The sequence below is a fragment of the Microbacterium sp. genome (assembly GCF_011620665.1).
Taxonomy (GTDB): Bacteria; Actinomycetota; Actinomycetes; order Actinomycetales; family Microbacteriaceae; genus Microbacterium.
On the sequence record NZ_WOYQ01000049.1, the window covers coordinates 57,244 to 78,505 of the forward strand.

General features: G+C 67.6%; 19 protein-coding genes and 1 pseudogene. 7 read left to right on the forward strand and 13 right to left on the reverse strand.

Features of this window, described 5'->3' with window-relative positions; translation table 11 throughout:
• Positions 1–15: 15 nt before the first annotated feature.
• Positions 16–492: a GNAT family N-acetyltransferase gene (locus QZV81_RS06865; protein ID WP_292834760.1), complete on the forward strand. Its 477-nt coding sequence runs from the start codon at positions 16–18 to the stop codon at positions 490–492.
• Between the two features lie 21 nt (positions 493–513).
• Here the strand turns inward: QZV81_RS06865 and QZV81_RS06870 are convergent, their stop codons facing one another.
• The 3 genes from QZV81_RS06870 to QZV81_RS06880 form a co-directional block, all read right to left on the reverse strand.
• On the reverse strand, positions 514–1,113 hold the full coding sequence (locus QZV81_RS06870; RefSeq protein ID WP_292834763.1) for a histidine phosphatase family protein: 600 nt from the start codon (positions 1,111–1,113) through the stop codon (positions 514–516).
• Positions 1,114–1,190: 77 nt separating this feature from the next.
• Complete coding sequence (locus QZV81_RS06875) at positions 1,191–2,219, reverse strand: aldo/keto reductase (protein ID WP_292834766.1); 1,029 nt, start codon at positions 2,217–2,219, stop codon at positions 1,191–1,193.
• 265 nt (positions 2,220–2,484) lie between these two features.
• Positions 2,485–4,767 (reverse strand): polyribonucleotide nucleotidyltransferase, encoded by a 2,283-nt coding sequence (locus QZV81_RS06880; RefSeq protein WP_292834769.1) that lies wholly within the window; start codon positions 4,765–4,767, stop codon positions 2,485–2,487.
• A gap of 277 nt (positions 4,768–5,044) precedes the next feature.
• Here QZV81_RS06880 and QZV81_RS06885 point away from each other — a divergent pair, with 277 nt between their 5' ends.
• Positions 5,045–5,221: a DUF5302 domain-containing protein gene (locus tag QZV81_RS06885; protein ID WP_292834772.1), complete on the forward strand. Its 177-nt coding sequence runs from the start codon at positions 5,045–5,047 to the stop codon at positions 5,219–5,221.
• Between the two features lie 63 nt (positions 5,222–5,284).
• Here QZV81_RS06885 and QZV81_RS06890 read toward each other — a convergent pair whose 3' ends face one another.
• Together QZV81_RS06890 and QZV81_RS06895 are read right to left on the reverse strand one after the other, a co-directional pair.
• Positions 5,285–6,436 (reverse strand): N(5)-(carboxyethyl)ornithine synthase, encoded by a 1,152-nt coding sequence (locus tag QZV81_RS06890; RefSeq protein WP_292834776.1) that lies wholly within the window; start codon positions 6,434–6,436, stop codon positions 5,285–5,287.
• Between the two features lie 78 nt (positions 6,437–6,514).
• Positions 6,515–8,485, reverse strand: coding sequence for a GDSL-type esterase/lipase family protein (locus tag QZV81_RS06895; RefSeq protein ID WP_292834779.1), 1,971 nt, complete (start codon positions 8,483–8,485; stop codon positions 6,515–6,517).
• 226 nt (positions 8,486–8,711) lie between these two features.
• Here QZV81_RS06895 and QZV81_RS06900 point away from each other — a divergent pair, with 226 nt between their 5' ends.
• The 3 genes from QZV81_RS06900 (at position 8,712) to QZV81_RS06910 (ending at position 11,663) form a co-directional block, all read left to right on the forward strand.
• The gene (locus tag QZV81_RS06900; protein ID WP_292834782.1) at positions 8,712–9,326 is read left to right on the forward strand and encodes a VTT domain-containing protein; all 615 of its coding nucleotides are present in this window, start codon (positions 8,712–8,714) and stop codon (positions 9,324–9,326) included.
• Positions 9,327–9,375: 49 nt separating this feature from the next.
• The gene (locus QZV81_RS06905) at positions 9,376–10,539 is read left to right on the forward strand and encodes an acyltransferase family protein (RefSeq protein WP_292834785.1); all 1,164 of its coding nucleotides are present in this window, start codon (positions 9,376–9,378) and stop codon (positions 10,537–10,539) included.
• 113 nt (positions 10,540–10,652) lie between these two features.
• On the forward strand, positions 10,653–11,663 hold the full coding sequence (locus QZV81_RS06910; protein ID WP_292834788.1) for a 2-oxoglutarate and iron-dependent oxygenase domain-containing protein: 1,011 nt from the start codon (positions 10,653–10,655) through the stop codon (positions 11,661–11,663).
• 147 nt (positions 11,664–11,810) lie between these two features.
• On the opposite strand, the gene rpsO is transcribed toward QZV81_RS06910, so the two are convergent.
• From rpsO to QZV81_RS06925, 3 genes are all read right to left on the reverse strand, one after another.
• Positions 11,811–12,080: a 30S ribosomal protein S15 gene (gene rpsO, locus QZV81_RS06915; protein ID WP_292834791.1), complete on the reverse strand. Its 270-nt coding sequence runs from the start codon at positions 12,078–12,080 to the stop codon at positions 11,811–11,813.
• Positions 12,081–12,256: 176 nt separating this feature from the next.
• Positions 12,257–12,817 carry a YceI family protein gene (locus QZV81_RS06920; protein WP_292834794.1) on the reverse strand — a complete coding sequence of 187 codons (561 nt, stop codon included), beginning with the start codon at positions 12,815–12,817 and terminating at the stop codon, positions 12,257–12,259.
• A gap of 133 nt (positions 12,818–12,950) precedes the next feature.
• The gene (locus QZV81_RS06925; RefSeq protein WP_292834797.1) at positions 12,951–13,319 is read right to left on the reverse strand and encodes an FKBP-type peptidyl-prolyl cis-trans isomerase; all 369 of its coding nucleotides are present in this window, start codon (positions 13,317–13,319) and stop codon (positions 12,951–12,953) included.
• 188 nt (positions 13,320–13,507) lie between these two features.
• On the opposite strand from QZV81_RS06925, the gene QZV81_RS06930 reads away from it, so the two are divergent.
• The gene (locus tag QZV81_RS06930; RefSeq protein ID WP_292834800.1) at positions 13,508–14,371 is read left to right on the forward strand and encodes a fumarylacetoacetate hydrolase family protein; all 864 of its coding nucleotides are present in this window, start codon (positions 13,508–13,510) and stop codon (positions 14,369–14,371) included.
• A 24-nt stretch (positions 14,372–14,395) separates the two neighbouring features.
• Here the strand turns inward: QZV81_RS06930 and QZV81_RS06935 are convergent, their stop codons facing one another.
• The 4 genes from QZV81_RS06935 to QZV81_RS06950 all read right to left on the reverse strand — a co-directional run bounded on the left by QZV81_RS06935 (position 14,396) and on the right by QZV81_RS06950 (position 18,527).
• Positions 14,396–14,962 (reverse strand): DUF4190 domain-containing protein, encoded by a 567-nt coding sequence (locus QZV81_RS06935; protein ID WP_292834803.1) that lies wholly within the window; start codon positions 14,960–14,962, stop codon positions 14,396–14,398.
• Between the two features lie 87 nt (positions 14,963–15,049).
• Complete coding sequence (locus tag QZV81_RS06940; protein ID WP_292834806.1) at positions 15,050–16,507, reverse strand: aspartate ammonia-lyase; 1,458 nt, start codon at positions 16,505–16,507, stop codon at positions 15,050–15,052.
• A gap of 85 nt (positions 16,508–16,592) precedes the next feature.
• The gene (locus QZV81_RS06945; protein ID WP_292834809.1) at positions 16,593–17,585 is read right to left on the reverse strand and encodes an aldo/keto reductase; all 993 of its coding nucleotides are present in this window, start codon (positions 17,583–17,585) and stop codon (positions 16,593–16,595) included.
• 24 nt (positions 17,586–17,609) lie between these two features.
• Positions 17,610–18,527 carry a phosphodiesterase gene (locus QZV81_RS06950; RefSeq protein ID WP_292834812.1) on the reverse strand — a complete coding sequence of 306 codons (918 nt, stop codon included), beginning with the start codon at positions 18,525–18,527 and terminating at the stop codon, positions 17,610–17,612.
• Between the two features lie 100 nt (positions 18,528–18,627).
• Between QZV81_RS06950 and QZV81_RS06955 the strand changes: the two genes are divergently transcribed.
• Positions 18,628–20,730, forward strand: coding sequence for a S9 family peptidase (locus QZV81_RS06955; protein WP_292834815.1), 2,103 nt, complete (start codon positions 18,628–18,630; stop codon positions 20,728–20,730).
• Between the two features lie 190 nt (positions 20,731–20,920).
• Here the strand turns inward: QZV81_RS06955 and QZV81_RS06960 are convergent.
• Positions 20,921–21,262 (reverse strand): annotated as a pseudogene (locus QZV81_RS06960) (hypothetical protein); the annotation flags it as partial.

Consider the following 21,262-nt stretch of genomic DNA (forward strand, 5'->3'; position numbering starts at 1 on the left):
GTTACGCTCGGACGCATGGTGAGCCTGCTGCCGATCCCGGCCGATGACCCACGCGCCCTCGCGCTGCTGACGGAATACTTCGAGATGCGCGGTGAGGTGTTCCCGAAGGGTCAGACCTATCGCCCGGTGTTCCCGGATGCGTCCGCCTTCAGCCCGCCCGCGGGTGTCTTTCTGATCGCCGTCGACGACGAGGGCAATGAGGTCGGATGCGGCGGCATCCGGCGCATCGCCGACGGTCCGGACGGCGTCCGCTACGAGGTGAAACACCTGTACCTCGCTCCCGAGACGCGGCGCCGCGGCTGGGGACGCGTGCTCCTCGAGGGCCTCGAAGCGCAGGCGCGTGAGTGGGGGGCCGTAGACCTCGTACTCGACACGCACCACACGCTCGAAGCGGCCGGGCGCCTCTACGCGCGAACCGGCTTCATCGCGATCGAGCCCTACAACGACAACCCGAACGCGACGCGCTGGTACGGGAAGTCGCTGCGCGCGTGACGCCGGAGCACGGTCGCACGGTCAGACCGGCGGGAGCTCCGGGAGACCGGTGCGCAGCTCGAACGGCAGGTGAGCCAGGTCGTTGTGTGAAACGAGCGTCCATGGCCGCCCGGGCCGCTGCGCGAGAACCGTGAGTCCGCAGTGCGCCTGGTTGATCGTCATCCATCGCCACGGTGGCGCGTCCAGCACCTCGCGGACGAACCAGGCGATGACGAAGTTGTGGGTGATCAGGAGCTCATGCGCCTCGGCCTTGCGCACGAGGAACTCCGAGACGGCATCGGCCATCTGCGCGCCGCCCGCGTCGACATCGGCGTCGCTGAACGACCCGAAGAACGACTCGTACACCGCGGGGGTGTCGGGCGTCATCCCGGTCGGAATGCAGTCGAACAGCAGCGGCGAGGGCCGCGGGTCGACGGCGGGCAGGCGATCGCCGACGGCACGGGCGGTCTCGGCTGCGCGGTCGAGCGGGGAATGCCACACGGCATCCAGCGGGACGCCGGACAGCCGGTCTGCAAGGAGCTCCGCCTGGCGCCGCCCCCGAGGCGACAGGGGGCCGTCCTCAAGCCCGTGTTCCGCGTCCAGGTGCTCGCCGTGCCGCACCAGGTAAAGATAGTGCGTCACGTCACGCTCATCTCGTCGCGGCCGGATCTGGGGCGGGTGGATTCCACCCTACGTCAGGCCCGGGCGGCCGCGCAGGACTATTGTGCGGCTCGGTCGATATCGGTCAGGTGTGTACGACTGAGCTGCGGGCCGACACCCTGGACGAGTTCTTCGACGTGAGCGACGGCGTAGGTGTTGACGATCGGCGCCACCACGGTGCGCTGCGCCAGCAGCCAGGCGATGGCCACCGCCGCAGTCGGAATCAACAGCTCTGCGCCCACCTTGTCGAGCGCCCGAAGAGTGCGCGTGCCGCGCCGATTCATCGCCGCGGCCAACTGTGCTCCGCGCACCGAGGGCGCCATCCCCGCGCGGGAACGGTGCGCTCCGGCGAGATAGCCGTGTTCGAGCGCCTGAGATGGTGTCACCGCGATTCCCTGCGCTCCGGCGACGAGCCTCAGATCGCCGTCGAACTCGTTGCGATGCAGGACGTTGTAGGGAACATCCGACACCGTCAGGCGTGGATATCCGGCCGATGCCAGAATTCGCGCCTCGACCAGCTGAGCCGCCGAATATCCGTGCGCACCGAGCGCCCTCACCTTACCGGTCTCGACGAGCCACGCGGCCGTCGCAAGAGTGTCCTCAAGCGCCGTGATCCTGTCTGCCGTGGCATCGAGGTACAAGACCTCGATCCGGTCCGTCTGCAGACGGGTGAGCGAGGCCTCGACCGACCGGACGAGGTTGACCGCACCGAGCCCGGGATGATCTGGATGGGCGCCGACGCGGACGGCCACGACAGTCTCGTCGCGCTCGCCGCGGTTCTTCATCCACTGCCCGATGATGTGCTCGCTGCGACCGGTCGAGTAGCTGTCGGAGGTGTGGATCGCGTTGCCCCCGCGGCTGCGGTAGACGTCCAGAATCGAGTGAGCCGCGCCGGAGTCGACGTGCCAGCCGAACTCGGCACCACCCAGCATGAGCGGAAAGACCTGCAGCCCGGTCTCCCCCAGAGGAACTCGCACGGTGGCGCCGATCGCAGCACCCTGAACCGGAACGGGGGACGATGGATGCGGCGCGGGCGCGATTTCGGGACCCTCCGAAGGAAGCGAAGTCCCCACTCCGCGCACGCCCATCTCACACCCCTCATCGCTGGGGCGCATCTACGTTTCCGCACCCCGATGCGTACCTCCGAGAGTAGAGCAGCCCTCCGTGAACATCGGGTCCTGCATCGATCGCGCGGTAAACATTCGATAACGCTTCGGGCCCACGGGAGACCCGGTCAGCTTCTCTGCGCCCACTCGGGCGACGCGCGCGTGAACGAACGGATGCCCGCCCCTCCGGAACGGGGGGAGGCGGGCATCCGTCATCTCACACCAACGCTGGGACAGGCCGGGCGGATCAGGCTTCGGCGAGGACGTCTCCGGAACCCGGGCCCGCCGCAACGGCGCTCTCGTGGCCGGCGACCTGTTCGAGCACGGGCTCGAGCGAAAGCTTGCCGCGATCGTCGATCTTGGTGATCTTCACGAGCATCTTCTGGCCGACCGAGAGCACGTCGTCGACGTTCTCAACACGCTTGCCTCCGGCGAGCTTGCGCACCTCGCTGATGTGGAGCAAGCCGTCCTTGCCGGGCAGGAGCGAGATGAACGCGCCGAACGCCGCCAGCTTGACGACCGTCCCGAGGAATTGCTCGCCGACCTCCGGGTTGGTCGGATTCGCGATCGCGTTGACCTGCGCGCGGGCGGCTTCGGCCGAAGGACCGTCGGTTGCGCCGATGTACACCGTGCCGTCGTCCTCGATCGAGATCTGCGCGCCGGTCTCATCCTGGATCGAGTTGATCGTCTTGCCCTTGGGACCGATGAGCTCGCCGATCTTGTCGACCGGGATCTGCACGCTGATCACGCGCGGTGCAGTGGGCGCCATCTCGTCCGGACCGTCGATCGCGGCGGTCAGGACGTTCAGGATCGTCAGACGGGCTTCCTTGGCCTGGGTCAGAGCGGCGGACAGCACGGAGGACGGGATGCCGTCGAGCTTGGTGTCGAGCTGGATCGCCGTGACGAACTCGCTCGTGCCGGCAACCTTGAAGTCCATGTCGCCCAGGGCGTCTTCGGCGCCGAGGATGTCTGTCAGCGCCGCGTAGCGCATCTGGCCGTTGACCTGGTCGGAGACCAGACCCATGGCGATACCGGCGACGGGAGCGCGCAGCGGCACACCCGCGTTCAGGAGCGACAGGGTGGACGCACACACGGAGCCCATCGACGTCGAGCCGTTGGAGCCCAGGGCCTCGGAGACCTGGCGGATCGCGTATGGGAACTCCTCGCGGCTCGGCAGCACGGGTACGAGCGCGCGCTCGGCGAGGAAGCCATGCCCGATCTCGCGACGCTTCGGCGAACCGACGCGGCCGGTCTCACCGGTCGAGTACGGCGGGAAGTTGTAGTGGTGCATGTAGCGCTTGTGTGTGACGGGCGACAGCGAGTCGATCTGCTGCTCCATCTTGAGCATGTTCAGCGTCGTGACACCCAGGATCTGGGTCTCACCGCGCTGGAAGATCGCGGAGCCGTGGACCCGCGGGATGACCTGGACCTCGGCATCCAACGGGCGGATGTCAGCCAGACCGCGACCGTCGATGCGGACCCCCTCGGCGAGGATCCGTCCGCGGACGATGGTCTTGGTGACCGACTTGTAGGCGGCGGAGAACTCCAGCGTCGCGGTGGCCGGGAGTTCTCCCGACTCCACGGCGGCGAGGACCTCGGCCTTGACGGCATCCTTGATGGCGTCGTCGGCATTCTGGCGCTCCACCTTGTCGGCGATCTGGTAGACCGGAACGAGCTTGTCGTAAGCGCGACCGGCGACGAAATCGTAGGTCTGCTGCGCATACGGCGGGAAGACCGGGTAGTTCTGGATCTCCTTGGCGGCGGTGCGGGCCACGGCGCTCTGAGCTTCGACGAGCTGCTTGATGAACGGCTTGGACGCTTCCAGACCCTGCGCGACGATCTCTTCGCTGGGCTTGACCGCGCCGGCCTTGATCAGATTCCAGCTGTGCTCGGTGGCTTCCGCCTCGACCATCATGATCGCGACATCGCCGTCGTCGAGAACGCGGCCCGCGACGATCAGGTCGAAGACGGCATCCTCCAACTGCGTGGCCGTCGGGAAGGCGACCCACTGGTCGGCGTGCTCGCCGTGACCGGGGATGAGCGCGAGGCGGACCCCGGCGATCGGGCCGGAGAACGGCAGCCCCGAGATCTGGGTGGACAGCGAAGCCGCGTTGATCGCGAGCGCGTCATAGAACTCGCCCGGAGCGATCGAGAGGACGGTGATGACGATCTGGACCTCGTTGCGGAGCCCGTCGACGAACGACGGGCGCAACGGGCGGTCGATCAGCCGGCAGACGAGGATCGCCTCGGTGGAGGGGCGGCCCTCGCGACGGAAGAAAGAACCGGGGATCTTGCCCGCGGCATAGGACCGCTCTTCGACATCGACGGTCAGCGGGAAGAAGTCAAAGCCTTCACGCGGGTGCTTTCCGGCGCTGGTGGCCGAGAGGAGCATCGTCTCCTCATCGAGATACGCGGCGACGGCACCCTGTGCCTGCTGCGCGAGTCTGCCGGTCTCGAACCGGACGGTGCGGGTGCCGAAGCGGCCGTTGTCGAGAACGGCTTCGGCTGCGGTGATTTCAGGACCTTCCAAGAGGTCTCTCCTTCTTTGTTTAGACTCGCGCGCGCGTTTCGCGCACGAGCATTCGAAGGAGCAGGAACAGGCAGATTTCAGCACGCCAGGATGATGCGCTTTCGCTGGCCACCAGTGGAAGTCCACCCGTCGCAGACGGCGAGATCGGCGACGGGGAGACCACCACAGGGGACCAGCATCCTGCCAGCCTGCTCCGTGAGCTCGTATTGAGTTCGTCGGATGCCGAGTGGGCAACCTCGCCGATCCTACCAGGGGGCGCGGCGCGTAGGCTGGGGGTATGAGCACCGACGACAAGGCTGCAGCCTCTGCAGAGATGAAGCGCAAGTTCAAGGAGGCGCTCGACAAGAAGAACGCGAAGCACCGCAATGGCGAAGCGCATCTGGACGGCGACTCGGCCATCCAGGGCACGCACGGCGCGGTCACCAAGCGTGAGTTCCGCCGCAAGAGCGGCTAGGTCGGACACTGCCTGACGTGCTGCAGAGCGCGAGTCCGCTCTGACGGGCGACCCGCCGACTGCTCAGTGCGGAAGCACCGCGTAGGGCGCCTCGGCGGCACGGCCCTGGAATTGAAGGATCGCAGGGTTCTGCACATCGCCGTCGAGGACTTCGATCGCGCGTGAGACGGTGTCGCTTTCAGCCCAGGTGGGTGGGCCGGCCATGACGGTCGGGAGGAATCCGAGGAGCGCTTCGCTGATCTCCCAGCTGGCGGAGTTCCACAGGTACGACGGACTGTGGTCGACCGCGTAATAGTTCGTGCTCGCGCCGACCGTGAACATGGGCTCGGCGAAGCTCGTCGGGCGCGCCCACTCGAACCCCATGCCCTCGTCGCACGAGACGTCGACGATGAGGCTGCCGGGGCGGAAGGACGACAGATCAGACTCGCGCAGATAGAGCAGCGGGGCATTCGGGTCTTGGAGCGTGCAGTTGACGACGATGTCGCTCTCGGCCAAGAAGGGGGCGAGCGGCACACGGCCCTCGTCGGTGATGACTTCGCTCAGGTAGGGTCCGCTGTGGTCGAACTGGATCATCTGGGCGGCGTGGATCGGTGATGCCACGGACGCGGTCTGCCTGTTGGTCAGCACCCGGACATCGTGCACACCGTGTGCGCGCAGCGCCGTCACCGCTCCCCGCGCGGTGGCCCCGAAGCCGATGACCACCGCGGTGAGACGCCGCCCGTAGTCGCCTGTCGAGCCGCACAGCGCGAGCGCGTGCAGCACCGAGCAGTAGCCGGCGATCTCGTTGTTCTTGTGAAACACGTGAAGGCCGAAGGTGCCGTCGCTCCCCCAGTGGTTCATCGCCTCGAACGCGATCACCGTGAGTCTCTTGTCGAGTGCGATCTGAGTCATCACCGCGTCCTGCACGAGATGCGGCCACCCCCACAGCACCTGACCGACACGCATGTCACGCAGATCGGCGTGCTGCGGCTTGGGCAGCAGGAGTACGTCGGCTGTAGCGATGAGCTCACCGCGGTCGAGGATGCCGCCCACCAAGGGCCTCAGTTCCGCGTCCGAGACACCGAATCGCGCGCCGTAGCCCGTCTCGAGGAGCACGTTCGATCGCAGATCATCGGGAATCCGCTCGACGTGGCTCGGATGGATCGGCACGCGCCGTTCATCGGGCTTGCTCGAGGCGCCGACGACGCCCATGGTCAGCAGTGCCTGAGGCGTCATCTTGGTCTTCTTCCCCCACAGGGGCCGAGTTCGACTCCATTGCCTCGACGGTATCAGGACCCGATGGGATCGCCCCGCTCACGCTGCGGACTGCGGCGCCCTCGTCGCTTCGCCGCGGCGGATCAGCACATAGTCGTCGTGCTTGGCCGAGATGCCGTCGCCGGCCGTGCGTCCACGTGCCCGTCGCCACGCCCATGGCAAGGCATGACGGAGCAGCCAGCCCGACCGGGCGGGAAGATCATCGTCGGCGTGGAGCGCGGCATCAAGTCCACCCAGGGTCTCGGCGTCGGGCACCCCGAGCGCGTCGGCGGCACGGTAGGCGAGGAAGCGGTGGCCGCGCGAGCGCAGGTGCACTCGATCGTCGGCCCACATGTCGAGCTCTCCGATTGCGGGGAGTGCCTCGAGGTCCAGGAGGATCGCGCCGTGGGTGGCTGCGATCCGGCGCAGTTCGGATGCGAAGACGGCGAACCGGCGGGCGAAGATGAGCGCTGAGCGACGCCGAGGCAGAAACGGTGTGACCAGCAGGACGTCGCACTCGGCCGCGCGCAATCGCCGGACGCACTCCTCGACCTCGGCGGCCAGCACGATGGGGTCGGCGCCGTGGCTCACGAGGTCGTTCGCGCCCATGAGAATCGAGACGAGATCGGGCCGCAGTTCGAGCGCGCGAGGGAGTTGCTCGCCGACCAGGTCGCGCACTCGACGACTGCGCACCGCGAGGTTCGCATACCGCAACCCGTCCATCGGTCTCGCGTGAGCCATCAGCTCGGCCAGGCGATCCGCCCAACCCCGGTAGCCATGGTCCGGCACGCGCGCGCTGTCGGAAAGGCCCTCGGTGAGCGAGTCACCCAGCGCCACGAACCGCCCCCAGCGCGGCCGGGCTGCAACGGCGGGAGTCGCCGCCCATGGACGTGAGCCGGCGCGAGCGAGCAGTGCGTCGTCGAGCGGCCGCAGCATCCGCGCTTCTTCGTAGTGCGCGACGAGTTCGCGGCAGAGAGCCTCCCAGGTGCGGTCGCGTACGCTCTCGCGCGCGGCGGCGGCGAAGGCTCTGCGTTTGGACTCGTCGCCGACGAGGTCCTCGACGCGGGCACGAAGGTCACCGAGGTCACCGGGCCGGTACAGCCACCCGTCGACGCTGGAACGCACCAGGTCCACCGGCCCGCCCACGCCGGTCGCGACGACCGGAACCCCGCTTGCGAGCGCTTCCTGGATGGTCTGGCCGAACGTCTCGCTCTCTCCCGGATGCACGAACACGTCGAAGCTTGCCACGACCTCAGCGAGTTCGGTGCCACCGAGGTATCCGGTGAACACGGCGCCGGGGAGGGCGGCTTGCAGCGCTGGTCGAGAGGGGCCGTCGCCGACGATGACCAGGCGTATGCCGGGGATGCCGGCGAGCGCGCACAGGTCGCCGACCTGCTTCTCGGGAGCGAGCCGGCCGACATACCCGACGATGAGCTCGCCCGGCGCGGTCGTCGAGCGCCACTGGTCGTTTCGGCGTGTCGGGGAAAAACGCTCGGCATCGACGCCGCGCCCCCAGCGTCGCAGCCGATCGATCCCGAGCCTTTCGAGCTGCCGGATCGACGCCGTCGACGGAGCGAGAGTCAAGGTCGATCGCCGATGCAGGCGCGCGATGTGTCCCTCGACCATGGTGATCGCCCGCGGCATCCCATACTTCTGGGCGTAGGCGGCGACGTCCGTCTGATACACCGCTACCGAGGGGATGCGGAGGAGATCCGCCGCGGCCGCTCCTTGCCCGCCGAGGATGAACGGCGATGCGAGGTGCACGACATCAGGTTCGAACGAGCGCAGCACGCCCGCAAGCCGGGCGGCGCGCGCGAACACCACCCTCACCTCTGGATAGGACGGCAGCGGCACCGAACGCAGCAGAGCGGTCTGCGCGCCGTGCAGGTCGGCAATGACCTCACCCGACTTCGGCGCGATCACCAGGGTTTCGTGCCCATCGCGCGCGAGGTGACGCAAGACGTGCAGCACCGACCCGGTGACGCCGTTCATGTGAGGCAGGAAGGACTCTGCGAGGACCGCGACTCTCATGGCTCCAGCGTGCCGCGCTCACGGGACCCGGCAAGCGGGAAACGGTCACCGTGGCGGAGTGTTCATCCGATGCTCCGCCCGCCGTCACCGGCAGTCCTCGGTCCGGTCGACATCCACCGTCCGCACTGCCCGCGACGGCGCCGATCACCGTGCTCGGCGCGCCGGCGCACCGAGCGATCTTCCCCCGTTCGGCCCCCGTTCATCACGGAATGGTAGCCACGGTGACATGGCAGTCGAGGAATGGCTCACCGCACTGGCGGGGAGCCCCTGGGCTCTGCCGGTACTGTTCGTCGTCGTCGCCGCGGACGCGTTCCTGGTCGTCGTGCCCGGCGAGACGGCAGTGACCGCGCTCGGTGCGCTGGCGGTCTCTACCGGCGCGGTTCCGCTTGCGGCCGTGATCGCCGTCGGGGCCGCCGCCGCGTTCGTGGGCGACGCATGCTGTTACGCCGTCGGGCGCACGGTCGGACTGTCGCGATGGGCGTGGATGCGGCAGAGACGCGTGCAGGCGGTGTTCGGGTGGGCACGGGCCCAGCTCGGCAGCCGCACCGCGGTCGTCGTGTTCACCGCGCGCTTCATCCCCTTCGCGCGGCTCGCGGTGAACCTCGTCGCGGGATCCGTGCGCCTGCCCGCTCCGCGATATCTCGGGATCGCGGCGGTCGCCGCTCTGGGGTGGAGCGCGTATCAGGCGATCATCGGTGCCATCGTGGGTTCACTCCTCCCCGACGCACCCATCGTCGCGGTGATCGTCTCGATCGCCGTCGCGATCTTGTTCGGAGCGGTACTGGACGCGGTGGCAAGTCGCGTGACCGCGCGAACGCGAGAGGGAAGCCCAGACGGATGAACTGCCTGGCTCGGCTGGTCAGTCCCCCGCGGGTAAGGTGGCCCGAGACATGAGCAGCACCGCGCCGGACTCCGCCACGATCGCGGGCGCCAAGCGCCGCATCCCCCTGTGGGACAACGCGCGATTCGCCTGCATCGTGCTGGTCGTCCTCGGGCACGCGACACAGCGCCTCACCTACGACAGCGATGTCGCGCTTGCGCTGTATCTGGTCGTCTACGCCTTCCACATGCCGGCATTCGCGATCATCTCGGGCTACTTCTCCAAATCGGACTCCCCCAGCCGCCGTCAGATGGCTCGGGTCTTCACCGACATCATCGTGCCCTACGTGATCTTCGAGGGACTGTGGACCCTCACCAAATGGATCGTGGAAGGTGAGGCCAACGCGAACTTCACAAAGCCGTCATGGACCCTCTGGTTCTTGTTGGCCCTCGCGATCTTCCGTCTCGTTCTGCCCTACCTCGCGCTCCTGCGCTGGCCGCTGGTCTGGGCAGCAGCGGCTTCAATTCTCGTCGGGTACTGGCCGAACGTCGACTCGACGCTGTCGCTTTCGCGCACCCTGGGACTGCTCCCCTTCTTCACCCTGGGGTGGTGGCTGCGCCACCTCGGCATCTTGGAGAGGTTCGACCTGCTGCGACGCCGGCGGTGGTGGGTGCAGGGCGCGGCGCTCGCCGCGTTCGCCTGTGCCGGCTGGGTCGCCTGGTTCTTCATCGACACCTGGCGCGCGGTCAACCTTCGCGAGTGGCTCTTCTACGATGAGGGCTATGCCGCGCTCGGAGGGACGGCGTGGTGGGCCGGCGGCGTGCGGCTCGCTCTCATCGCGATCGCGCTCGCGCTCAGCGTCGCCTTCCTCGCACTCGTGCCGCGCGGCACGCAAGGCTGGACGCACTTCGGGCAGTACACGATGTACGTCTATCTTCTGCACTCGTTCGTCCTGTATCCCTTCCGTGAGACCGGAATCCTCCGCAACGCCGAACCGACGTGGCTGTGGCTGCCGGGCGTCATGGTGGGCTCTGTCGCGATCGCCCTGGCCCTGGCGACGAAGCCCGTGCGCCGGATCTTCCGCCCCTTTGTCGAACCGCGCCCGGCGTGGCTGTTCAGCGATCCGACGCTCGCGGGTCGTCACGACCGCCGCAACGACCCCACCGGCTCACGCCGACCGCGCGAGGAGCCTCGGGCGGGCCAGCGGCATCCGGACCCGCACCAGCAGGGCTGAGGCGCCCGAGCGCGCGCTGGACAAGCCGGCACTCGGTACGACGAGAGCCGAGCATCGGGTAATGATCGGCAACACGGAGGCGCTGGCCGCGGCATCCGCTCTAGCCTCGGATCATGAGCGACCTCTCTCTGCCGATCCTCGATCTCACTCAGCTCGACGATGGTCCCGCCGCCGCGGAGAAGTTCCGCGCCGACCTCCGGAGCGCCACGCACGACGTCGGATTCTTCTACCTCACCGGCACCGGCGTGACCGCCGAACTCGAGGCGCGCATGCATACCGCCGCTCGGGCGTTCTTCCGGCTGCCGGAGGCGGACAAACTGGCGATCGAGAACGTCCGCAGTCCGCACTTCCGCGGATACACACGCGTGGGCGGAGAGCGCACGCAGGGCAGGGTGGACTGGCGCGAGCAAATCGATATCGGTCCGGAGCAGGAAGCAGTGACGGATGCCGGTGCCCCCGACTTCACGCGCCTGATCGGCCCGAATCTGTGGCCCGCAGCCCAGCCCGGGCTGCGGGAGGTCGCGACTGCGTGGCAGGACCACCTCGCCGGTGTCGCCCGCGCGCTGCTGCGCGCATGGGCGCTCGCTCTGGGCGCAGAAGAGAGCTACTTCGATCGCCATTTCGGTGAGCCCTCGACACTCCTGAAGATCATCCGCTACCCCGGTACGGATGCTTCTGAGACTCAGCAGGGGGTCGGCGCTCACAAGGACTCCGGCGTGATCACTCTGCTCTGGGTCGAGCCGGGCAAAGAGGGCCTGCAGGTGCAGCGCGGCGGCCAGTGGTTAGACGCGCCCCCGGTGCCCGGCGCCTTCATCGTCAACATCGGAGAGATGCTCGAGCACGCAACCGGCGGCTACCTCCTTGCAACCAACCACCGCGTCGTGGCGCCGAGATATCCGGATGACCGGATCTCGATTCCGTTCTTCTTCAACCCGGCGCTCGATGCGCGTCTGCCCCAGATCGCGCTCCCCGCCGACCTCGCGGCACAAGCCCGCGGAGTCACACGCGACCCGGCGAACCCGATCCACACGCTCTACGGCGAGAACGCCCTGAAGTCCCGTCTGCGCGCACACCCCGATGTGGCGGCAATCCACCACGCCGACCTGGTCGCTGCTCGCCACTGAACCGCATCCGGATTCGCTCTGGTGAGACGAAGGCGCAGTACGGTCTCCACGCAAGTCATCCTCTCCAGGGAAAGCGAGGGGCCGCCCACACCGTGGACGGCCCTTCCCAAGAATGTTCTGCGCGATGGAACGCTGGCAGCGATGCTCTCAGCGACGAAGACCGAGGCGCTCGATGAGCGAGCGGTACCGGTTGATGTCGACGTCCTGCAGGTATCCCAGCAGGCGGCGGCGCTGACCGACGAGCAGGAACAGTCCACGACGCGAGTGGTGGTCGTGCTTGTGCTCCTTGAGGTGCTCGGTGAGGTCCTTGATGCGCTGCGTCAGCATCGCGACCTGCACCTCGGGGGATCCGGTGTCACCGGGGTGCGTCGCGTACTGTTCGATGATCGCCTTCTTGACGTCTGCTTCCAGTGCCATAGGTGATCCCCTTCCTCTTCGTTGCGCGGCGCCCGACACCTGATGTGGGGGCTCTCTTTATCCGCGGCCGATCCAACGGCAACCTCAAGATCCTACCAGCCTCGAAGGTCGAGCAATGCCCGGAGCGACGTGCAGGGCCGGATGCCGCAGCATCCGCCCCTGCACGTCGCGTCAGCTCAGGCCTGGAGCGCAGCCTGCACGTCGAGTGTGATCGTGACGTCCTTGCCGACGAGAACGCCACCCGTCTCCAGCGCAGCGTTCCAGACGAGGCCGAAGTCCTCGCGGTTGATGACCGTCTTGGCGGTCCCGCCGGCCTTGTAGTTGCCCCACGGGTCGGTACCGAACCCGCCGAACTCCACCTCGAAGGTCACGGGATTCGTGATCCCGCGAATCGTCAGGTCACCGTCGACGAGGAAGTCGCCACCCTTGGCGCGAACACCGGTGGAGACGAAGTCGAGCGTCGGGAAGTTCTCGGCGTCGAAGAAGTCCGCAGAACGCAAGTGAGCATCACGACCCTCGTCCTTGGTGTCAACCGACGCGACGTCGACCGACCCGGTCGCCGAGGCCTCGAGCGGGTTCTCGGGCGCGACGATCGTGGCGCTCTTGACACCGAAGACACCGCGCACCTTCGAGATCATCATGTGACGAACGGTGAACGTTACCTCGCTGTGACTGGGGTCGAGCACCCACGTGCCCGCCTTGTAGCCGGGGATCTCGAGGAGGGTGGTGTCGGTCATGGTTGCCCTTTCGGAAAGTGACGGGAAAGTACTGCAGGTGTCCAACGCCGAGCCACACCTTCTATTCCCGCGAATGGAAACATTCTCGAGAACGTGCGAGGAACGCAGGCAGGCCGAGAAGTGATGGAACGGGTCAGCCGACCTGAATCAGGTCGATGATGAAGATCAGTGTCTTTCCTCCGAGGAAGTGTCCACCAGCTGGGCCGTAGGCCAGGTGCGGGGGGATGACGAGTTCGCGACGTCCGCCGGCCTTCATCCCCGGAATGCCGTCCTGCCAACCCTGGATGAGTCCGCGCAGCGGGAACCGAATGGATTCCCCGCGTCCCCACGACGAATCGAACTCCTCGCCGGAGTCGTACTCGACGCCGGCGTAGTGGACAGTGACGGTGTCGCCGGGCTGAGCCTCGGCGCCGTCGCCGAGGATCAGGTCTCGGATGACGAGCTCCGCGGGTGCAGGCCCGTCGGGAGCGTCGAATTCGGGCTTGGTGCGGTCATCAGTCATACGTCCATCCAAGCACGGAGCATCCGGTCCGGGCGCCCTTGACAGGGTCCACATCGCGCGCACACAATGAGTTCAGGTCAACTCAGCGCCCGGGAGACACGCAGGCATCGCCGCGGCACCGGGCGCTGAGTCATTGAGCAGGTCAGGTGCTCGCTGAGCCCCCGCGCCCGCTCGCGTAGTCTGGCGGGATGCGTGTGGCTCATGTGATCGTGCCCGGAGACCCCGATCACCAGCTGGTGGTGGTGCGGGGCACCGAGGTCATCGCCGTCGCTCCCCTCTTCGAGGGCGCTCCGCGCCGACTGCAGCAACTCATCGACGGCGGCGACGAGTTGCGCCGACGCGTCGAAAACGCCGCCCGGGATGCCGCCGGCATTCCGCTGGAGGGTCTCCAGTTCGGCCCCGCTGTCGACGCACCGCCCGTGGTTCTGGCGATCGGGCTCAACTACGCAGCGCACTCCGACGAACTGGGACTCAAGACCGACTCCGCCCCGACGGTGTTCACCCTCTGGCCGGGATCATTGGCCGCGCACGAAGACACCACGTCGTGGCCGCGGACGCTCAGCGAATCGGTCGACTACGAGGCGGAGCTCGGGGTGGTCATGGGGCGTGCAGCCAAGGACGTCAGTGAGGCGGACGCGCTGTCGCACGTCTGGGGATACACCGTCGTCAACGACATCACAGCGCGGGACATCCAGTTCTCTGAGGCCCAGTGGTCGCGCTGCAAATCCTTCGACGGGTTCACGCCGAACGGACCGGTCGTCGTGACCGCAGACGAGATCAGCGACCCGCAGGACCTGCACATCTGGGCGGTGGTGGACGGGCAGACGGTCCAGGATGCATCTACCGGACAGATGGTCCGCTCGGTGGCCACCCTCATCTCGCACCTGTCGCGCTCGGCGACGATGCTCCCCGGCACCCTCATCTCGACGGGGAGCCCGGGCGGCGCGGGCTACTCCCGGGAGCCCCAGATATTCTTGCGGGATCGTTCCACCGTCACCGTCGGTGTCGATGGTGTCGGCAGCCTCACGACCCACTGCCGCATCATCGGCTGACGGCGCCGCTGACCCCCGGATTCCTCAGGGATTCGACTGCTCCAAGAGCTGTCGGCAGCTGATGGTCACGCCGTTGAATACGACCGAGCCGGACGGATCCATCTGACACTCCGCGACCTGGCTGACGATGTCGGACCCCTGCGTGGCCAACCAGGCGAACGCCGCGATCGCCGCTATGACGCCGAGCACGATCAAGACGGCACTGACGATGATGGCAGCCAGCGCGACGCCGTTCTTCCGACCGGCCTTGCGGCTCTGAACGAGCGCGACGATTCCCAGGATCAAGCCGACGATCTGCAGGCCGATCGGGATGATCGCGAGGATGAGCGCGACGATTCCCAGGGTTCGGCCCGGTGCGGGAGGCTCCGGGTAGCCGGCGGGATACGCGGAAGCCGCCGCGTAGGCGCTGTCGGGAGACTGGGGCGCGGCGTGTTCGCCGTAGGGTGGTGCGGGTGGTGCGGGTGGTGCGGGTGGTGCGGGTGGTGCGGGTGGTGCGGGCGGCGCGTACGCGGGGTCCGCGATCGGCGCCGTGTAGACGGGCGGTTCCACCGGTGGTTGCGCGCCGGGCGCCGGGGCGTTCGAGTCGGTCATTGAGGCCTCCGTGTCCATGGGCGGGCGCTCATCGCGCCGCCCTCCGACGCTAGCGGCAATGCGACCCCGACACCAGGGGCCGCGCCATCACCCCTCGACCAGGTTCTCTGCGGGCTGGATGACCGGGATCGCCCGGGTGATCGCCTCGAGTCCGGACAATCGCGCCGGGGAGAGCTGCTTGTCGACGTCTTCGCGCGACATCAGCCCGGCCTCGACGACGAGGTCGCCCACGCTCCGATGGGTGAGAAGCGCCGTCTTGGCGAGGGCTGCCGATGCCGCGTACCCGATGAATGGCGTGAGCGCCGTCACGACTCCCACCGACGAGCCCACCATCGCGCCGAGCCGTTCGCGGTTCGCGGTGATCCCGTCGACACAGTTGACGCGGAAGGTCCGCATGGCGCGCCGCATCCACGTGATCGACTGGAAGATGGAGTGCGCGATGATCGGCTCGAACGCGTTGAGCTGCAGCTGGCCGGCCTCCGCGGCCATCGTGACGGTCAGATCGGATCCGGCCACGGCGAAGGCGACCTGATTGACGACCTCGGGCACGACGGGATTGACCTTGCCGGGCATGATGCTCGATCCCGCTTGGCGCGCGGGCAGATTGATCTCGCCCAAGCCCGCCTGCGGTCCGCTCGAGAGCAGCCTCAAGTCGTTGGCGATCTTCGACAGCTTGATCGCGTTGCGTTTGAGCGTCGATGAGAAGGACATGAACGAGCCGGTGTCGCTCGTGGCCTCGACGAGGTCGTCGGCCGTGGCGAGGTCGAGTCCCGTGATCTCGCGAAGGTGGCCCAGCACCGCCGCGGCGTAATCGGGATGGGTGGTGATTCCGGTGCCGATCGCGGTTGCGCCCATGTTGATCTCGAAGAGGAGGTTCGCGTTCTCGGTGAGGCGCTGGTGGTCGTACCCGAGCGTCGTCGCGAATCCGTGGAACTCCTGACCAAGGGTCATGGGCACGGCATCCTGCAACTGAGTGCGGCCGATCTTGAGGATGTCATGGAACTCCATCGCCTTCGACAGGAAGGACTGCCGCAGCAGATCGAGCTCCTCGAGAAGCGACTTGAGGTCGAGACTGAGTCCGACCTTCACGGCCGTCGGGTAGACATCGTTGGTGGACTGCGAGCGGTTGGTGTGGTCGATCGGCGAGAGGAACGCGTAGTCGCCCTTGGCGCGACCCGCCATCTCGAGCGCGATGTTGGTGATGACCTCGTTCGCGTTCATATTGGTCGAGGTGCCCGCGCCGCCCTGGACGACCCCGACGACGAACTGATCGTGGAACTCACCGTCGATCACGCGCTGCGCCGCGCGGTCGATGAGGTCGGCCTTCTCGACGTCGAGAACACCGATCTCGGCATTGGCGCGAGCGGATGCCTGCTTGACCATCGCGAGGCCGTTCACGAGGTCCCGATACACCGAGATCGGCCGCATCGAAATGGGAAAATTCTCGAGCGCCCGCGCCGTGTGGATGCCCCAGTAGGCATCGGCAGGGATCTCGAGGGAGCCGAGCGAATCAGTTTCGGTGCGCGTCGCTGCATCCAGTGCCATGGTGGTGTCCTTGTGGGTCACGTCTGCGGAGGTGTGCCTTCGAGCCTAGTCGCGCGGTGTCCGCACGGCACCGAGGCGGACGCGCTCAGCGGTTCAACGGAGACATGTCGGCGTAGCGTTCGCCCACCGGCGCGCCGATTGCTCCGAGTGCGTCAAGGTGTGCGTCGGTGAGGACGAGGACGTCCGCGCCGATGTTCTCCTCCAGCCGCTCGAGCTTGCGCGTGCCCGGGATCGGGGCGATGTCGTCCCCCTGCGCGAGCAGCCAGGCGAGAGCCACCTGGGCGGGCGTGCCGCCCGCATCCACGGCGATCCTTTCGATCCTGTCGACGAGCGCGAGATTGGCATCCAGGGCTCCCGCGGCGAACCGCGGGTTCGCACGACGGAAGTCCTTCTCATCGAGGGAGTCGACCGAGCGGATTGCGCCGGTGAGGAACCCGCGCCCGAGCGGCGAGTACGGAACGAAGCCGATGCCGAGCTCCCGCAGCGCCGGCAGCAGCTCGCGCTCGGGATCGCGCGACCACAGCGAGTACTCGGTCTGCACGGCCGTCACGGGGTGGACGGCATGAGCGCGGCGGACCGTGGCAACGGATGCCTCGGAAAGTCCGTAACCGCGGATCTTGCCCTCCGCGACCAGCTCGGCGAGCGCGCCGACAGTTTCTTCGATGGGTGTCCCCGGGTCCATTCGGTGCTGATAGTAGATGTCGATGCGGTCGGTGCGCAGGCGCCGCAACGAGCCCTCCACTGCGAGCCGCACGTTGGCCGGAGACCCGTCGAGGCCCGGAACGTCACCCTCGATATGACGGATGGTGCCGAACTTCGTCGCGATGATGGCTTCATCTCGACGTCCGGATTGTTCGAGAGTGCGGCCGAGCAGCTCTTCGTTCGCGTAGGGACCGTAGATCTCCGCCGTGTCGAGGAAGGTGACGCCGCGGTCGAGCGCGCCCAGAATCGTTCGGGCACCTCCCGCATCATCGGCGCCCGCGCCCGTGTAGAAGGCGCTGATGCCCATCAGGCCGAGCCCGAGTCGACTGACTTCGAGCGGGCTGGGCGTCATCGAGCCGAGAGTGATCGTCTTCATGAGCGTGTGGTCTCCTCGTCGCCGTCACATGCGCTTGCGCGAGAACGTCTCGAGCCGCTCCTCCGGGCTGAGCGCCGCCATCTTCGCGAGCCATTCGCTCGAGAAGAAGTCAGCGGTCGGCGCCTCGGCGACGGGGACGACGGCATGCGTGATGGTCTCATCGTAGACATGGACGAGGTGGAAGGACTGCCCGGCATCCATGCCGTTGACCTCCGCCGGAGGTCGCTGCAGGTTCATCGTGTAACACGTCGCCGAGGCGACACTCACCGGGATACCGGCGAATGTGCCGGTCGTGGAGTAGTGCAGGTGCCCGGCAAGGATGCCGCGAACATCGCTGCCCGCGATCGCCGCGGCGAAATCGTCCTGGTGCCGCAATTCGAGGATGTCGAAGACCGGGAGGTGGCTCGGCAACGGCGGATGGTGCAGCGCGATGATGGTCCCGAGCGGTGCCGGCTCCGCAAGGATCGTCCGGAGCCAGTCGAGCTGTGCCGCGTCGAGGTCACCGTGGTGCCAACCGGGGACCGTCGAGTCCAGCGCGACCAGGCGCAGACCACCGAGATCCCACACTCCGTTCACCGGCTCCTGCGTCGGAGCGGCGTCGAGCAGTCCCTCCCGCAGCGCCGGCCGCTCATCGTGATTTCCCGCGACCCACACGACGGGTGCTCCCAGCCGCGCCGCCACGGGCTCGACGGCGCCGCGCAACGCCTTATAGGCACCAGGCTCGCCGAGGTCGGTCAGATCCCCCGTGAAGACGATCGCATCGGGCCGGATGCCGAGCCGTTCGACCGCGGCGAGTGCGCGTGACAGGTTCGCGGCGGTGTCATAGCGGTCGCCGAGGAGGCGTCCGCCGCCGAGCAGGTGCGTGTCGGAGATGTGGACGATCGTGCGCCTGGCAGGTGCATAACGGCCGAACTGCACGACTTCAGGGAGCGTGGCGACCATGCTGACAGCCTAGAACCCTCCCCGGGCGCTCGGCCCACGGCACCGGATCGATCCGCCGCGAGACGAAGACCGCCGTGAGAGTGTCGGCTACCGTTGCAGAGTGACCACGACCCCGCCGCCCGTCGCTCCCGCCCGCCCGATCACTCGGATCCATCACGGCGATGAGGTCGTCGACGACTACGAATGGCTGCGCGCGAAAGACGATCCCGAGGTGATCGACTACCTCAACGCGGAAAACGCGTACACCGACGCCCGGACGGCGGCCCTGGCACCGCTGAGGGGCCGCATCTTCCGGGAGATCAAGTCACGCACACTCGAAACCGACCTGTCGGTGCCGACTCGGGAGGGCGCTTGGTGGTACTACGGGCGCTCCGTCGAGGGGCAGCAGTACGGCATCCACTGTCGCGCGCCGCTGGCCGATCACAGCGACTGGACGCCGCCGGAGCTCTCGCCCGGGATCGACGTGCCCGGCGAACAGGTTCTTCTGGATGGCAACGTCGAAGCCGAAGGGCTGGAGTTCTTCTCACTCGGCAGCTTCGACGTGTCCGCCGACGGCGCCCTCCTGCTCTACGGCGTCGACAGCGAGGGCGACGAGCGGTACACGCTGCGCATGCGTGACCTCACCACCGGTGAGGACCTGCCCGATGTCATCGAACAGACCTCCTCAGGCGCCGTGTTCTCCCCCGACGGAGGCTTCGTCGTCTATACCACGGTCGACGAGGCCTGGCGCCCCGATACGGTGTGGCTGCACGAAATCGGAACGGCGGCATCCGAGGACGCGAGGCTGTTCCACGAGCCCGATGAGCGCTACTGGGTCGGCGCGGGATTCACGCGCAGCCGGCGCTACCTCGTGATCGAGGTGGGCTCGTCGATCACGTCGGAGGAGTACCTCGTCGATTCCGCAGACCTCCTCAGCACACCGCGCACGATCTGGCCGCGCCGCGAGGGAGTCGAGTATTCCGCGACGCACGCGGTCGTCGAGGGCGAAGACGTCCTCTACATCCTGCACAACGATGATGCACTCGACTTCGAGCTGGTCCGGGTGCCGGCTGCCGACCCCGGCGGCGCACGCGACGTCGTGCTCGCTCACGAACCCGGACGCAGGCTGCTGGACGTCTCGGCCTTCCGGGATTGGGGTGTCGTTTCTTACCGGCGTGACGGACTCGCGCGCGTGGGGATGCTCGATTACGCGAGCGGACGCGTCGATGAACTCGACTTCGCCGAGGAGCTGTATTCCGCCGGCGCCGCCGACAATCCGGAGTGGGCTCCGCCGGTCCTGCGGCTCGGCTACGGCTCGTTCGTGACGCCGGGCACGGTGTACGACTATGCGGTCGCCACGGGCGAGCTGCTCCTGCGCAAGCGCCAGCCGGTGCTGGGCGGCTACGACCCCGCCGACTACGCGCAGACGCGCGCGTGGGCTACGGCATCCGACGGCGTGCGTGTGCCCATCTCGCTCGTCTGGAAGACCTCGTTCGGCACGCCCGGCGACGCTCCCCGTCCGCTTCACCTGTACGGCTACGGCTCGTATGAGCACTCGATCGAGCCGGGCTTCTCGGTTGCGCGGCTGTCGATGCTCGACCGAGGTGTGGTGTTCGCGATCGCGCATGTCCGCGGAGGCGGGGAGATGGGCCGGCGCTGGTACGAGGAGGGCAAACTCGGGCGCAAGCGCAACACTTTCACGGATTTCGTCGCGTGCGCGCAGATGCTGGTGGATGACGGCTTCACGACCCCCGCGCAGATGGTCGCCGAGGGTGGCTCAGCGGGTGGGCTGCTGATGGGCGCCATCGCGAACCTCGCACCGGAGCTGTTCGCCGGCATCCTCGCAGACGTGCCCTTCGTCGACGCGCTGACCACGATCCTCGACCCCTCGCTGCCGCTGACCGTGATCGAGTGGGATGAATGGGGCGACCCGCTGCACGACCCCGACGTCTACGCCTACATGAAGAGCTACACGCCGTATGAGAACGTGCGGCCGGGAGTGGAGTATCCCCGCATCCTGGCGATGACCTCGCTCAACGACACCCGCGTGTACTACGTCGAGCCGGCCAAATGGGTCGCGCGGCTGCGGTCGGTCGGCGCAGACGCGCTCCTGAAGTGCGAGATGGTCGCCGGCCACGGCGGCGTCAGCGGTCGCTACAACGCCTGGCATCAGCGCGCCTTCGAGCTCGCCTGGCTGCTGGACGTGCTGAACCTCGCCGACTGAGGCGGACACCGGAGCCGCAGCCCCCCGCGAGTCGTCCCAGTTTCGGCGCGGGTCGTCCCAGTTTCGGCGCGGGTCGTCCCACTTTCGGCCGCCCACGGAGTGCTGAAGCGACTGAAAGTGGGACATGCATCCCCGCCGAAAGTGGGACATACATCCCCGCCGAGGTTCTTCGCCGACGCTGTCCACCACTTCAGCGTCCAGGCGTCCACCCCGCGCGTCGCAGCGCCTCCCGTGCGAGTGCGATCGCGGGCCGGCCGTCATCAGCCAGGTGATGGCTGAGGATGCGCTCATGATCCCAGCCTTGCGCCCGAATCGCCGACCATCGGTCCGCGTCACGCGCGAACTGCCGCTCGTCCTCGGCGTGCACGCGACCGTCATACTCGACCGCGACACGGTAACGCGGGTATACGAGGTCGAGTTCGGCGACGAAGATACCACGCGAGTCGAACAGGTTCCACGCGACCTCGGGTTCCGGTAAGCCTGCCCGCAGGAGGAGCAGGCGAAGCCGAGTCTCGCGCGCTGATCGGACGCC

Excerpts from the sequence above, each read along its gene's own strand:
- QZV81_RS06875 (WP_292834766.1), bottom strand. The coding sequence starts at position 2,219 with ATGGGCGTGCGCGGAGTGGGGACTTCGCTTCCTTCGGAGGGTCCCGAA.
- QZV81_RS06895 (WP_292834779.1), bottom strand. The coding sequence starts at position 8,485 with ATGAGAGTCGCGGTCCTCGCAGAGTCCTTCCTGCCTCACATGAACGGC.
- QZV81_RS06920 (WP_292834794.1), bottom strand. The coding sequence starts at position 12,817 with ATGACCGACACCACCCTCCTCGAGATCCCCGGCTACAAGGCGGGCACG.
- QZV81_RS06865 (WP_292834760.1), top strand. The coding sequence starts at position 16 with ATGGTGAGCCTGCTGCCGATCCCGGCCGATGACCCACGCGCCCTCGCG.
- QZV81_RS06945 (WP_292834809.1), bottom strand. The coding sequence starts at position 17,585 with ATGAAGACGATCACTCTCGGCTCGATGACGCCCAGCCCGCTCGAAGTC.
- QZV81_RS06950 (WP_292834812.1), bottom strand. The coding sequence starts at position 18,527 with ATGGTCGCCACGCTCCCTGAAGTCGTGCAGTTCGGCCGTTATGCACCT.
- QZV81_RS06930 (WP_292834800.1), top strand. The coding sequence starts at position 13,508 with ATGCGTGTGGCTCATGTGATCGTGCCCGGAGACCCCGATCACCAGCTG.
- QZV81_RS06905 (WP_292834785.1), top strand. The coding sequence starts at position 9,376 with ATGAGCAGCACCGCGCCGGACTCCGCCACGATCGCGGGCGCCAAGCGC.
- rpsO (WP_292834791.1), bottom strand. The coding sequence starts at position 12,080 with ATGGCACTGGAAGCAGACGTCAAGAAGGCGATCATCGAACAGTACGCG.
- QZV81_RS06910 (WP_292834788.1), top strand. The coding sequence starts at position 10,653 with ATGAGCGACCTCTCTCTGCCGATCCTCGATCTCACTCAGCTCGACGAT.
- QZV81_RS06940 (WP_292834806.1), bottom strand. The coding sequence starts at position 16,507 with ATGGCACTGGATGCAGCGACGCGCACCGAAACTGATTCGCTCGGCTCC.
- QZV81_RS06885 (WP_292834772.1), top strand. The coding sequence starts at position 5,045 with ATGAGCACCGACGACAAGGCTGCAGCCTCTGCAGAGATGAAGCGCAAG.
- QZV81_RS06925 (WP_292834797.1), bottom strand. The coding sequence starts at position 13,319 with ATGACTGATGACCGCACCAAGCCCGAATTCGACGCTCCCGACGGGCCT.
- QZV81_RS06935 (WP_292834803.1), bottom strand. The coding sequence starts at position 14,962 with ATGACCGACTCGAACGCCCCGGCGCCCGGCGCGCAACCACCGGTGGAA.
- QZV81_RS06890 (WP_292834776.1), bottom strand. The coding sequence starts at position 6,436 with ATGACGCCTCAGGCACTGCTGACCATGGGCGTCGTCGGCGCCTCGAGC.
- QZV81_RS06900 (WP_292834782.1), top strand. The coding sequence starts at position 8,712 with ATGGCAGTCGAGGAATGGCTCACCGCACTGGCGGGGAGCCCCTGGGCT.